This window comes from Candidatus Streptomyces philanthi (genome assembly GCF_059553635.1).
In genome coordinates this window covers 1-13,648 of the sequence record NZ_JCANQV010000162.1, presented here as the reverse complement: position 1 = coordinate 13,648, position 13,648 = coordinate 1, and the positions used below count along the sequence as shown (strand labels likewise).

The window sequence follows — 13,648 nt, the reverse complement described above, 5'->3', positions numbered from 1 at the left end:
CGGCGGCGGTGGCCCGGCGCCGGCGGCGCTCGCCGGCCGGCTGCTCCTCGGCACCCGTCTGGTCGGCGGGCGCGGTGGCCTTGGGGGCGGGCTGGCCGGGGATGTCGATCTGCTGCTGCCCGGCCTGCGTGTCGGCCTTGTCGGCCTTGGCGTTCGTCCTGGCGGCGGCGTCCTCACCCGTACGGGCCTTGGAGGTGGCGCGCCGCTTCGGCTTGGTCTCGGTCTCGGCGGGCGTGTCGGCCTTGGCCGCGGCACCGGAGCCCGCGGCCTGCTTCTCCTTGATGACCTCGATCAGCTGGCTCTTGCGCATCCGCGCGGTGCCCTTGATGCCGAGGCCGGAGGCTACCTGCTGGAGCTCCGCCAGGACCATGCCGTCGAGGCCGGTACCGGAGCGGCGGCGCCGCGGGGCGCTGGCGGCACCGGTGGCAGGCGCGGCGGGAGCGTCCGTGGCGGGCGCCGTGGCACTGCCATCGGTGCGCACGCCCATCAGATCGGTGGTGTCGCTCACGAAGGGTCCTTCCCTGGAGCGGGCGTCGGCCTGTCTGGCTCGGCGACCGGTTGTGCTGTCCGGCTGGGTCCTTGCTCTTGCGGACCGGACCGGGGCGGTGGTCCCGCCGGATACGGCGGAGGGATCGAATTCATTGGTTCCGGCGTGAGGGGACGCTGTGTGACCCATGTCCGTCACGCCGATTCCGGAGCGTGCTCATTGTCCGCTCAAGCCCTTGCTGTGAGCAGGTGGGGAGGCTCCCGGAAGAAAGGTGGCCCCAATGGGGGACACGAAGCACCGCGCCACACAGGCGTCGGGTACTGACTTGAGGTTAACACTACCGGATCCAACAAACATTCCCCCTTCCCACAGACCGGCGATCGTCGATCGCCTGCGTCGCTCAGCCGCCCAGCGGCAGGACGCAGGCACCCGTCATGTCGAGGGAGAGCCGGTTGGCCGCCCATCCCTCACCCGCCAGCGCGGCGACCTTGTCGGCCGTCGCGTCCTCGACCAGCGCGAGCACCGTAGGGCCCGCGCCGGAGATGACCGCGGGGACGCCGTCCGCCCGCAGTCGGTTCACCAGGGCCGCGCTCTCCGGCATCGCGGGGGCCCGGTACTCCTGGTGAAGTCGGTCCTCGGTCGCGGCGAGCAGCAGCTCGGGGCGCCTGGTCAGGGCCTCGACGAGCAGTGCGGCACGACCGGCGTTGGCCGCGGCGTCCACATGGGGGACGGTGCGCGGCAGCAGTCCTCGGGCGGTCTCGGTCAGCACCGGTTTGCCGGGGACGAAGACCACCGGAACGATGGAACCGGCCGGGTCCATGCGGATCGCCCGCGCGGCACCGGTGTCCGTCCACGCGAGGGTGAAGCCGCCCATCAGGCAGGCGGCGACGTTGTCGGGGTGCCCCTCGATCTCGGTGGCCAGTTCCAGCAGCGCCGTCCGGTCGAGCTTCTGCTCCCCGCCTATGGTCACGGCGCGGGCGGCGACGATGCCGGCGCAGATGGCGGCGGAGGAGGAGCCCAGGCCGCGGCCGTGCGGGATGCGGTTGGCGCAGACGATTTCCAGGCCGCGCGGCTGCCCGCCGAGCAGGTCGAAGGCGGCGCGCAGCGAGCGGACGAGCAGGTGGCTCTCGTCGCGCGGGAGGGTGTCGGCGCCCTCACCTGCGATGTCGAGGTGCAGCCCGGAGTCGGCGACACGCACCACGACGTCGTCGTAGAGCCCCAGGGCCAGGCCGAGGGCGTCGAAGCCGGGGCCGAGATTGGCGCTGGTGGCGGGGGTGCGCACCCGGACGGCGGCGGCACGGAACGCGGGACCGGCCATCGCTCGATGACTCTCCTTGGTTGATGCTGCGGTGGTACTGCCCCGGAGCGCCGTGGCACCGAGGTACCCGGCCGGCTCATGGGGTCTGTTCTGACCTGCCCTGCACACCACTGCGTTATGCCGCGGCGAGGGGAGTTGGCTGCCAGCCTATCGAAGGAAGGTTCTGTGGCGACACAGGGCGCACGGGAGGCGCACGATGCGTGTCGCGCGCTACCCCATGCCTCGATGCGCCTTTGCAGCCTTTGCGCTCTTTGCAGTAGGGCGGGTCACCCGGCGTCGACCGCCGTGTGACCCGCACCGTACGCGCGGGACGCGCCCGTCCCGTGGGTTGCCCCTGTTACGCCAGGCCCAGGCGCTCGGCCGCGGCCGACGCGTCGATCGGGACCGTCACCGGCTGCGGCGCGCCGGCCACCGCCCAGTCCGGGTCCTTGAGGCCGTTGCCGGTGACCGTGCAGACGATGCGCTGGCCCGGGTCGACCTTGCCCTGTTCGGCGGCCTTGAGCAGACCGGCGACCGAGGCGGCCGAGGCGGGCTCGACGAAGACGCCCTCCTGCGAGGCCAGCAGCCGGTAGGCGGCCAGGATCTGACGGTCCGTCACCTCGTCGATGAGGCCGCCGGACTCGTCCCGCGCCCGCTCGGCGAACGCCCACGAGGCGGGGTTGCCGATCCGGATCGCGGTCGCGATGGTGTGCGGCTCCTTGACCACCTCACCGCGCACGATCGGCGCGCTGCCGGACGCCTGGAAGCCCCACATCCGCGGGGTGCGCGAGGCGACGGCGTCGGCCGCGTACTCCTGGTAGCCCTTCCAGTACGCGGTGATGTTGCCCGCGTTGCCGACCGGCAGGACGTGGATGTCCGGCGCGTCGCCCAGCATGTCCACGATCTCGAACGCGGCGGTCTTCTGACCCTCGATGCGCACCGGGTTCACGGAGTTCACAAGTGCGACGGGGTAGTTGTCCGACAGGCCCCGGGCCAGCGTCAGGCAGTCGTCGAAATTTCCGTCGATCTGGAGAATCTTGGCCCCGTGGACCAGCGCCTGGCCCATCTTGCCGAGCGCGATCTTGCCCTGCGGGACGAGCACCGCGCAGACCATCCCGGCCCGCACCGCGTACGCCGCGGCCGAGGCGGAGGTGTTGCCGGTGGAGGCGCAGATGACGGCCTTGGCGCCCTCCTCCTTGGCCCGGGTGATGGCCATCGTCATCCCGCGGTCCTTGAAGGACCCGGTGGGGTTGGCACCCTCGACCTTGAGGTGCACCTCGCAGCCCGTGCGCTCGGAGAGCACCTGGGCCGGGACCAGCGGCGTACCGCCCTCCCGCAGGGTGACGACCTCGGTCGTTTCGCTGACCGGCAGCCGGTCGCGGTATTCCTCGATGATCCCGCGCCACTGGCCGTTCGCCCTGGTCACGGTGGGATTGGCAGACATGGGTTCCTTTACTCCCCTTCAACCCGCATGATGCTGGCGACACCGCGGACGGTGTCCAGCTCGCGCAGTGCTCCGACGGTCGACGACAGGGCCGCGTCCGACGCCCGGTGGGTGACGACGACCAGCGACGCCTCTCCGCCCGCCCGTCGCCCGCCGCCACCCTCGGCGGAGGCGCCTACGGCGCCGCAGTAGTGATCCTTTGCCTGCTGGCGGACGGTGTCGATCGACACTCCGTGCTCGGCGAAGACCGTCGCGACCTGCGCGAGGACGCCCGGCTTGTCGGCCACGTCGAGACTGATGTGGTAGCGGGTGACGACGTCGCCCATGGGGCTGACGGGGAGCCGCGTGTACGCGGACTCCCCCGGTCCGGTGGCACCGGCGAGCTTGTTGCGGCAGACCGCGACCAGGTCGCCGAGCACCGCGGAGGCCGTCGGCGCGCCGCCGGCGCCCGGCCCGTAGAACATCAGCTGACCGGCCGCGTCCGACTCGACGAAGACCGCGTTGTACGCCTCGCGCACCGAGGCCAGCGGATGGCTGAGCGGGATCATCGCGGGGTGCACCCGGGCGGTGACGGACGCCCCGTCGGCGGCCCGCTCGCAGATCGCGAGCAGCTTGACCGTGCAGCCCATCCGCTTGGCGGAGGCGATGTCGGCGGCGGTCACCTCGGTGATGCCCTCGCGGTGCACATCGTCGATGGTCACACGGGTGTGGAAGGCGATGCCCGCGAGAATCGCCGCCTTGGCGGCCGCGTCGAAGCCCTCGACGTCGGCGGTCGGGTCGGCCTCGGCGTACCCGAGGGCGGTCGCCTCGTCCAGCGCCTCGGAGTAGCCGGCGCCGCTGCCGTCCATCCGGTCCAGGATGAAGTTGGTGGTGCCGTTGACGATGCCGAGGACGCGGTTGACCTTGTCGCCGGCGAGCGACTCGCGCAGCGGCCGCACCAGCGGGATCGCGCCGGCGACGGCTGCCTCGTAGTAGAGGTCAGCGCCGTGCTTCTCGGCCGCGGCGTGCAGCGCCGCGCCGTCGGCCGCGACCAGTGCCTTGTTCGCCGAGACGACGCTCGCGCCCTGCTCGAAGGCGGTGAGGATCAGGTTGCGGGCGGGCTCGATGCCGCCGATCACCTCGATCACCACATCGATGTCGCCCCGTTTGACCAGCGCGGTCGCGTCCGTGGTGACCAGCTCGGCGGGCACGCCCGCGCGCACCTTGTCCGGACGGCGGACCGCGATGCCGGCGAGCTCCACGGGCGCGCCGATGCGGGCCGTGAGGTCGTCGGCGTGCGTCGTCATGATGCGCGCCACCTCTGAGCCGACCACACCACAGCCCAGGAGCGCCACCTTCAGCGGACGCGTACGCATCATTCGACCTCTGCTTTTCATCGATCCAGCCGTATTTCTTCTTCTTGTCGCACCAGTCTCACCCACCCGGCGGGGCTTTCCGCCCTTCGTCCGGATACCGAGACATTTATTTCATCCGCGCGGTCCGCGCGGAGGTCCTCGTCAGCCGACATCCAACCGCAGGAGATCCTCCTCCGTCTCCCGCCGTACGATCACCCGCGCCGCGCCGTCCGCGACCGCCACCACCGGGGGCCGCAGCGCGTGGTTGTAGTTGCTGGCCATCGACCGGCAGTACGCGCCGGTGGCGGGCACCGCGAGCAGGTCGCCCGGCGCCACGTCCGCCGGCAGGAACGCGTCGCGGACGACGATGTCGCCGCTCTCGCAGTGCTTGCCGACCACCCGCGCGAGCATCGGCGCCGCGTGGGAGGTCCGCGAGGCCAGCACCACGCTGTACTCCGCGTCGTACAGCGCCGTCCGGATATTGTCCGACATTCCGCCGTCCACGGACACATAGGTCCGCAGCCCCTCCAGCGGCTTGACCGTCCCCACCTCGTACAGCGTGAACGCCGTCGGGCCGACGATCGCCCGCCCCGGCTCCACCGACAGCCGCGGCACCCGCAGCCCGGCCGCCTCGCACTCCCGGGAGACGATGTCGCCCAGCGCCTTGGCGATCTCGTGCGGCTCGCGGGGGTCGTCCTCGGTCGTGTACGCGATGCCGAGCCCGCCGCCGAGGTCGATCTCCGGCAGCTCGACGCCGTGCTCGTCGCGCACCTCGGTCAGCAGCCGCACCACGCGTCGCGCGGACACCTCGAACCCGGCCATGTCGAAGATCTGCGACCCGATGTGCGAGTGGATGCCGGTCAGCTCCAGGCTGTCGAGCTTCAGCACCCGCCGCACGGCCTCCGCCGCCTGCCCGTCGGCCAGCGCGATCCCGAACTTCTGGTCCTCGTGCGCGGTCGCGATGAACTCGTGGGTGTGCGCCTCCACGCCGACCGTGACCCGGATCTGCACCCGCTGCCGCTTCCCCAGCCGATCCGCGAGGTGCGCCACCCGCGCGATCTCCTGGAACGAGTCCAGCACGATGCGCCCCACCCCCGCCTCCACGGCACGGGTGATCTCCTCGGTGCTCTTGTTGTTGCCGTGCAGCGCGATGCGCTCCGCCGGCATCCCCGCGTCCAGGGCCGTCGCCAGCTCACCGCCCGAGCACACGTCGAGGTTCAGCCCCTCCTCGCACAGCCAGCGCACCACGGCCCGCGACAGGAACGCCTTGCCCGCGTAGAACACGTCGGCGTCCTCCCCGAACGCCTCCTTCCACGCCCGGCAGCGCGCCCGGAAGTCCGTCTCGTCCAGGAAGTACGCCGGGGTGCCGAACTCCTCGGCCAGCGCGTCGACGTCCAGGCCCCCCACCGTCAGCACGCCGTCGGCGTCACGCCGGACGGTACGCGACCAGATCCGGGGGTCGAGCGCGTTGAGATCGGCGGGCGGGCCCGCGTAGTGGCCCTCCGGTAGGACATCGGCGTAACGGGGCCCGGCGGGGTGTGCGGAACGGCTCATGACGGTGGGGTTCCCCTCAAGGTTTCAGAGGTGTTCTGGGGCGGAGATGCCGAGCAGGCGCAGGCCGTTGGCGAGCACCGTCCCGGTGGCCTCGGCGAGGGCCACCCGGGCGCGGTGAACGGCCGAGGGTTTCTCCTCCCCCACGGGCAGCACCCGGCACCCGTCGTGCCACCGGAAGAACTCCCCCGCCGTCTCCTCCAGATGCCGCACCACCCGCTCCGGCGCCCGGTACCGCGCCGCGGCCTGCACGACGGCGGGGTAGGCGGCGAGGAGGGAGTGGAGGGGCGGGAGGGGGGCAGGGTGCGCGTCGCCGGTGGGAGTGTCCGCCAGGGCCGCCCCCGCGGGTGCGGGGACGTCGGCGGGGACCGGAGGGTTCGGGCCGACGGTCCCCGGAGAAACCGGCGTCGCGGCCACGGACACCGGGCCGGCCTGACCGACCTCACCGGGCCGGCCGACCTCCCCCGGCTCACCGTCGAACCCCAGGTCACGCGCGTACCGCGGCAGCGCCAGCGCCCTCGCGTACGCGTACTGCACCTGGAACCGCGGATTGCTCTCCCGCTGCACCGGCCGCTCGGGCAGCCGCACCGGATCGTGCGCGGCAGGCCGCAACAACGCCCACCGCGCCTCGTCCGGCCCCAGCCGGTCCGCGAGCCGCGCGAACTCCTCCACTCCGGGGGCGGGGGGCGCCACATCAGGAGGAACGGTCCGTTCCCGGGCTTCCCCGGACAGGTGCGGCCGGTCCGGGCCGACGTCCGCCGGGCGGCCCCCGTGCTCCCCGGCTCCGCCGGCGCTTCCTCCCGCCACCGCCGCGTCGATCCGCGTCAGCGCGTCGGCCACGACCAGCGCGCGGGCGGCCGCCACCGCGGGTTCCTCGGACACGGACGCGCGGACGGACTCCGCGCAGGCTCCCCCGCGCGGCGCCCGCCCGCCGAACAGCAACCGCCCGTCCACGCCCGTCTCCCCGTACGCGGCGCCCCTCGCCAGTACCTCGCGCACCAGCGCGGCCTGCGCCCCGTCCCCCAGCGTGAAGTTCAAGAACCCGGGGCCCGCGATCTCCACCCGGGCGATCCCGGCACTGCCGGCCAGCCGCTTCCGCAGGATCTCGGCGACCTCGTGCGCGGGCCGTCCGGCCTCCGCGGCCAGCCGCAGCGCGACGTTCGAGGCGTAGTCCCCGCACCCGGGCCGCGGCGGCCGACGCACCACCACGCGCTCCGGCACCGTCACGGACAGCTCCCCCGCCACCACAGCACCACGCACGGAGCGCAGAACGGTACGGGAGAGTTCAGCCGGGGTCACAGGACAAGCGTAGGCGAGAGGCCCCCCGCCCCCGCGAACGGTTTCGCCCAGTGGACACCACCGCCCCGGCGGGCACCCCGACCACCGACGCCCGGGCCCGACCAGCGGGTCTCCCCCGGTCCGCCGGCCAGCGAGCCTCCCGCGGTCCGGGTCTCCCCTTACTCACGGCCCCGCGTCCCCCTCCGCTGCCGCCCCCTACTACGCCCCCTCGTGCCCCGTACGTCCCGCCCGTCGCCCTTCCCGCACCAGACGCCCCACGGTCCGCACCAGCTCCACCGGCTCGAACGGCTTCGCCAGAAAGGCGTCCACGCCCACCGTCTCCCCGCCGACCATCTCGTCCTCGGTGCACGCACTGACGAGCGCGATCGGGATGTCCGCCGTCCGCGGATCGGACCGCAGCCGCTCCGCGGTGTGCAGACCGTCGAGCCGCGGCATCCCGACATCGAGGGTCACCACATCGGGTCTCACGTGGTGCACGACATCCAGACACTCGGCACCATCAGCCGCGGTCACGACCTCGAAGCCTTCCAGTTCGAGATTGACCCTGATCAACTGCCGGATCGCCCTGCTGTCATCCACAACAAGGATCCGACCGGACAAGCCAGGCACACTCCGAGCCTAGGCCCCCACCCCCGCCACGTCCCGGCTTTCCTCCCCTTCCGCCCCCATCAGGCGAACCTTCCCCGACCCCCGTCCCCCTCCCCCCCCCCTGCGCTAGCCCGCCCTCCCCACCATGGTCATGAACACCCCTCCGAAGCTGGTAGGGTTCTACCCGTCGCCGCAAACAACAGCGACAACGCCCCCGTAGCTCAGGGGATAGAGCAACGGCCTCCGGAGCCGTGTGCGCAGGTTCGAATCCTGCCGGGGGCACTCGCTTCCTCACCTCCCAAAGTTGGGATGTGACCAGGGCGGATGCCGATAGAGAAGAGCGGGAATCAGTCTCACTGACTCCCGCTCTTTCTCGTTGTCTCTCAGTGTTCGCGACACACCTCCGACACACGTGTCAGGGCGCGTCGCCCTCCTCATCGCCGACCGGTACTCGGCATACCTCCGGAAAGATCGGCACGTCGGTCCTGCTCCACGCTGCGCCCGCGCTGATCCGGGGGATGGCCGAGACGACCGGCATACCTGTCCTGTCCGGCCGTGGCACGGGCAGCAGCAACTCGACACGGCTCACAGCCCGTGCTCGTCCATCAACCGCATCAGGTTCCGCTTGCGCTTCTGGGTGGCGCGCAGTTCGGTGACGTACGTGGTGAACTCGTCCGCCGTGCCCAGACGGCGGTGGCAGTCGCGGATGCTCAGCGGCAGGCTGACGAGCTGCTCGTAGACGGCGTTGCCGGTCTGCCGGGTGAGGGGCTCGGTCAGGCGGAGGTGGACGCCGAGGCTGTCGGCGGGGCGGTCGGCGCGGGCCAGGTCGGCGAGGGTGAGCCACTGCCGGTCGTGGGCACCGTGTTCGGTGGCGGCTCGCCAGGCGGCGTCGGTGTCCTTGTCGTCGAGCAGGGCGTCGACCAGGACGGGGCCGCCGTTCCCGCCCTTCTGCCGCTGCCCCGCGTCGGTGCGCAGCAGGGCCAGCGCCCCCGCGCGTTCGGCCTGCCAGCAGTCGGCCGCGCGGGCGGCGACCACCGAGTCGATGTCGCGTCCCGCCTTGGCCAGGCGCTCCATCAGGTACTTTTCGGCCCAGCCGGTGCGGTTGGCCCGCCATGCCCCGATCGCCGGTTTCCGCGAGGCGGCCATCCCCCGTTCGCCGAGGATGTCCTCGTAGTCGAGGGGGTCGATGCCGGTGACGTCGTTGGTGTCGTCGAGTACATGGCCGATCAGCCAGTGCGCGAGTTCCTCCGGGTCGGGGCGCGCCGCGCGGCAAGCGTCGTGGTGGGCGTCGGCGAGGCCGGTGCCGACCTGCCCGAGCCATCCGTCGGAGTCGTCGACGCTCTCCGCCGCTTCGGCCAGCAGCCGCATGGCCTCCCGCGCCAGGACGACGGCCTCGGCGGCGCGGCCCGAGCCGGTCAGCGCCCTGAGGTTCGCCTCGGTGAGACCGTCCACGTCGTTCCTCCCGGCTCCGGTCCTGCTCGTGACGGCGGTCGGCCTACGGCCGCCGGCCGGGCCGGTCCGGCGTTCTGCCGGGAGGTCACCGGTCCGGGCGGACGCTGCCCAGCCAGAGGGTGTCCCGGGCCCGGGTCATGGCGACGTAGAGGCGGCTGCGGGCCAGGTTGTGGCGTTCGCGGGTGGCGGAGTGGTGGGCGCTGGTGGCGCCCGGGGCGGGGGTGGTGGGAGGTTTCAGGGCCTCGTCGTGGCGCGGAAGGTAGACGTGTTTGAAGTCGAGTCCCTTGGCGCGGGTGTAGCTGCCGAGTTTGACGGCGTCCACGGGGGTGCCGTCGTAGTCCTCCAGGAGGCGGACGGGTATGCCGTTCCGCGTGAGCAGCCGCTTGTAGTGGGTGATGCTCTGCACGGTGGGGCACAGCACGGCCGAGCCCGCCAGGTCGGCGGCGCCCTGAAGGGCGGCGACCAGTGCGCCGTCGTGCGCGTCGAGGGTCGGCAGGGCCGCCCGGGTGACGGTGCCCTCGTGGCCGGTCAGCTCCACCTCGCGGGCGCCCTTTCCGGAGGTGCCGTCCAGGTCGTCGAAGGTGACGTCGGCGACGACCTCCTGGGCCGTGGTGAGGATCTGCGGGGCGTTGCGGTAGTTGACGGACAGGACCTGGCCGCGGTCCCCGCGGATGTCCACGCCGATCTCGGACAGCCGGAACCCGCCCGGGTGGACGGACTGCTGGCCGTCGCCGATGAGCAGCAGTCCGTCCGGTGCGTCGCCGACCAGGGCGTGCAGCATCTGCACCCCGACCTGGGTGAGGTCCTGGGCCTCGTCGACGATCACCGAGGTGTACGGGGAGGACTCGGGTGACCTGCGCAGTTCGGCGAGGGCCAGGGTGAGCACGTCCTGGAAGTCGTGCACCCGGGCCGCCCTGCGGATCTCCTCGTACGTCTCGTGGAGGACCCATACGGCCTCGCGGTCCGCCCGCTGCGGGACGGTGCCGCGTCCGCGTCCGCGGCGCGGCAGGGTGGCGTAGGCGGCGAACTCGGTGATCCCGCGCCCCTTGATGACGTACTCGATCTCGTCCTGCCAGTAACGCGCCTCGGGAACCAGGTCGTTGAGCCGGCTGTCCCTGCCCACCCGGGCCCAGGCGCGGTTGAAGCAGGTACGTGCCTTGTCCCCGTCCAGACGCACCGGAACACCCCGGTCGCGCAGGAACTCCCGGGTGAAGCGGTAGAGGCTGCGGAAGTCCACCCGGTCGCAGACGTAGGGGGCCATGGTGCGGAGGAAGGTGTCCTGCACCCGCGGCAGGTTCTTGGCGAACGTGACGTAGAGGACGCGTCCGGTGGTGCGTTGTGCCAGGTGGGCGGCGCGGTGCAGGCCGACGACGGTCTTGCCCGTGCCGGCCGGGCCGCTGATGCGGGCCGGGCCCGCCCAGTTCCGGCGGACCAGGGCGAGTTGGTCGGGCGCCAGGAACATCATCCAGTTCTCGATGGGGGCGTCCCGGGCCTCTCGCAGTGCCTGGTCCTCGACGGCGGCGAGGGTGAACAGCCCGTCCGCCCTGTCGCGTCGCGCCGCCGGCCGTGGGGTCGCGGGGGTGTGCTGTCCGCTGCCGAGCCGCACCGGTGTGTACGCCGGGAAGGCGCGTTCCAGGTGTTCCGCGACGGCCCGCGCCTGTGCCGGCTGGAGGCGCCGCCGCTCGGCCACCAGGGCGGGGACGAGGTTCCTGCCGTCGAGGAGACGGAGCTGCCCTTGCTGTGTGTCGACGCCGTCCTGTGTGGTGAGGACCCGCAGCGCGCGGACCGCGACCGGGACCAGTCCCAGGTCCGCCGCCGACCGGGCCACGGCGCGGACCGCCGTCGCCAGTGCGGGGTCGTCCTCCTCGATCGCGGCGGCGGATCGCCCGTCCCGCGCGGGCATGCCGACGACGAACACCCCGCCGGGCCCGATCAGCAGGACGTCGGCGCCGGGGGCGCCGGTCCGGCGGCGCGGCCAGGACCGGTCCACCAGGACGTGCCAGTGGAGTGCGGTCAGGGCCAGGAGCCGGCCGGCGACCTGTTGCTGTCCCTCGTCCGCCTCGGGCCAGTGCCGCGCCGCCAGGGCGCGCGCCACCTGCCAGGTTTCGTTGAGCCGTCGTTCCTGTGCCCGCAGCTCCTGCGCACGGCGTGAGATCCTCTCCGGCCCGGACGTCATCAAGCCTCCGCTCCCCCGCTTTCCGTTCGTCAACGGTCTGTTGAGGGTAGGCCGGTCGGCGCACGATGACGAGAGGGCCGCCGGAGGCCGGGACCCGCCCGGCCGGCCCGCGCACCGGAGGCCGGGCGCCGTCGGCCGGCCCGCCCCCTTCGACGGGACCGGGCCGGGCCGCCCCGCGGTGTCAGCCGTCCAACCGCACCGGAAGCGAGTCGATCCCGTAGACGATCGACAGTTTGCGGAAGCTCAGTTCCTCGGGGGCGACGGCGAGGCGCATGGCGGGGAAGCGGCGGACGAGGGCGGGGTAGGCGGCGCGCAGTTCCATGCGGGCCAGTTCCGCGCCGACGCAGCGGTGGATTCCGTAGCCGAAGGCGAGGTGGGAGGGGACGTTGCGGGTGGGGTCGAACTTCTCCATGTCGGGGCCGAGTCCGCCGTCCCGGTCGGCGCCGCTGAGCGAGCAGAGCACGACGTCGCCGGCGGCGATGTGTACTCCGCCGATCTCCATGTCCTCGCGGGCGAAGCGCGGGAAGGCGACCTGGACGACGGTGAGATAGCGCAGCAGTTCCTCGACATAGCCGTCGACCGCTTCGTCGCCGTCCTTGAGGGCCGCGAAATGCTCCGGGTCCTGGAGGAGGACGAGCGCGCCGAGGGCGAGCATGCTGGCGGTGGTCTCGAATCCGCCGGTGAGGACGCCGTCGGCGAGGCCCGCGAGTTCCTCGTCGCTGACCGAGTCGCCGTGTTCCTTGACAATCATGCCGAGGAGGCCGTCGCCCGGGTTCTCCCGCTGTTTCTTGACGACGTCGCGGAAGTAGGAAAGGGACTCGGATATCGCGCCGAACGAGGCGTTGGCGCCGCTGAAGAGGTCGAAGCGGGCGGCGCTGAGGCGCTCGAAGTCCTCGCGGTCCTCGTAGGGGACGCCGAGCAGTTCGCAGATGACCAGGGAGGGAATGGGCAGCGCGAAGGAGTGGACGATGTCCACCGGTTCGCCGTTCCTGCCCGCGCGTTCCATGGCGTCGAGGCGTTCTTCGACGATCTCGTGAATGCGCGGCGTCAGGCGGTTGAGCCGGCGCATGGTGAATTCCGGGGTGAGCAGCCGCCGCAGGCGGGTGTGCACGGGCGGGTCGGAGAATCCGAGGCCGCCGGGATTCTGGTCCTCGCCCGCGCCGGCCTTGCCGACGAGATTGGTGAAGTCCGAGCTGAACGCGTTGCCCTTGCCGAGGACGGCCTTCGCCTCCTCGTATCCGGTGACGAGCCAGACATTGGCGGAGATGGGGACGGGCAGTCTGCTGATCGGCTCCTTCTCCCGGACGGTCGCCAGTTCGCGCACGGGGTCGAGCCCGTCGCGCCGCAGCGGCATCAGGACAGAGTCGGGCAAGAAAGACATCCGAGACAGGTCGAAGCCTTTCTTTCTCGTTCTCGCCAGATACAGCCGCCCGGCCCAGGCGATGATCCGGGAACGGAGAGTCGTCATAGCGCTCCTACTGCCTTTCGTCGAGGAGGACGTCACCCGCGTCCGGCACCCCGGAGGGGCCGAGGAGGCGCGAGGCGTCCGCTCGGCGCACACGGATGTGTCGTGGTCAAAGCCCCTCGCTCGCGGTGGCCATGACGGAAGCCATGGCGTCGACCCGTTCGCCCGGTCACCCGGTCCCCCGCATCCAGCGTGACGAGATCGGCCTTGTTCGTTATGGGCGAGTTTACAAACTGCCTCTGATACTGCCGAGGGACGAACGGCCCTGGGGTACATCGGGGATCTCCCGGGAATTTCCCCTGGGGCGCACGGGACGGCGTACGCCCCACGAGGCAGTAGATTCCCCTGCATTCAGACCTTTTGCCATTAACTGACCGTTTTGCCCGCTGTTCTCATGGGACTTCACACGCCCTCCGTACCGAAATCCCGGCACGCCCCCGGGAGACACCACCCCTCCCAAAACCCTCCATACCCGCTCATACCGCCCGCGACTTGCTACGTTCCCTGCCATGACGGCAACGGCCCCGACCCCGGGAGCGCCCCCGCCCGCGATGC

At 72.0% G+C, this 13,648-nt stretch carries 9 protein-coding genes, 1 tRNA gene and 1 pseudogene; 1 reads left to right on the top strand and 10 read right to left on the bottom strand.

All coding sequences use genetic code 11. The features are described 5' to 3' along the window. From AC51EU_RS19060 to AC51EU_RS19030, 7 genes are all read right to left on the bottom strand, one after another. Window positions 1-508, bottom strand: a 508-nt coding sequence (locus tag AC51EU_RS19060) for a Rho termination factor N-terminal domain-containing protein (RefSeq protein ID WP_496268197.1), incomplete at its 3' end; no start/stop codon positions are given. Between the two features lie 379 nt (window positions 509-887). Then, entirely contained in the window at window positions 888-1,805 is a 918-nt protein-coding gene (thrB, locus tag AC51EU_RS19055) for a homoserine kinase (protein WP_496268196.1), read from the bottom strand. 337 nt (window positions 1,806-2,142) lie between these two features. After that, complete coding sequence (gene thrC / locus AC51EU_RS19050; RefSeq protein WP_496268195.1) at window positions 2,143-3,228, bottom strand: threonine synthase; 1,086 nt, start codon at window positions 3,226-3,228, stop codon at window positions 2,143-2,145. An 8-nt stretch (window positions 3,229-3,236) separates the two neighbouring features. Further along, window positions 3,237-4,586, bottom strand: a complete 1,350-nt coding sequence (locus tag AC51EU_RS19045) for a homoserine dehydrogenase (protein WP_496268194.1) — start codon at window positions 4,584-4,586, stop codon at window positions 3,237-3,239. Between the two features lie 138 nt (window positions 4,587-4,724). Further along, window positions 4,725-6,116 carry a diaminopimelate decarboxylase gene (gene lysA, locus AC51EU_RS19040; RefSeq protein ID WP_496268193.1) on the bottom strand — a complete coding sequence of 464 codons (1,392 nt, stop codon included), beginning with the start codon at window positions 6,114-6,116 and terminating at the stop codon, window positions 4,725-4,727. A 24-nt stretch (window positions 6,117-6,140) separates the two neighbouring features. Beyond that, window positions 6,141-7,412, bottom strand: coding sequence for an ArgS-related anticodon-binding protein NrtL (nrtL, locus tag AC51EU_RS19035; RefSeq protein WP_496268192.1), 1,272 nt, complete (start codon window positions 7,410-7,412; stop codon window positions 6,141-6,143). A 198-nt stretch (window positions 7,413-7,610) separates the two neighbouring features. Next, window positions 7,611-7,991 (bottom strand): response regulator, encoded by a 381-nt coding sequence (locus tag AC51EU_RS19030; protein ID WP_496268191.1) that lies wholly within the window; start codon window positions 7,989-7,991, stop codon window positions 7,611-7,613. 219 nt (window positions 7,992-8,210) lie between these two features. Between AC51EU_RS19030 and AC51EU_RS19025 the strand changes: the two genes are divergently transcribed. Continuing rightward, a tRNA-Arg gene (locus AC51EU_RS19025) sits at window positions 8,211-8,282 on the top strand. Between the two features lie 303 nt (window positions 8,283-8,585). Here the strand turns inward: AC51EU_RS19025 and AC51EU_RS19020 are convergent. From AC51EU_RS19020 to AC51EU_RS19010, 3 genes and pseudogenes are all read right to left on the bottom strand, one after another. After that, window positions 8,586-9,455, bottom strand: a pseudogene (locus tag AC51EU_RS19020) (SWIM zinc finger family protein); the annotation flags it as partial. Between the two features lie 82 nt (window positions 9,456-9,537). After that, a complete protein-coding gene (locus tag AC51EU_RS19015) occupies window positions 9,538-11,628 on the bottom strand; it encodes a UvrD-helicase domain-containing protein (protein WP_496268190.1) in 2,091 nt (696 codons plus the stop codon). A 181-nt stretch (window positions 11,629-11,809) separates the two neighbouring features. After that, complete coding sequence (locus tag AC51EU_RS19010) at window positions 11,810-13,096, bottom strand: cytochrome P450 (RefSeq protein WP_496268189.1); 1,287 nt, start codon at window positions 13,094-13,096, stop codon at window positions 11,810-11,812. Window positions 13,097-13,648 lie beyond the last annotated feature (552 nt).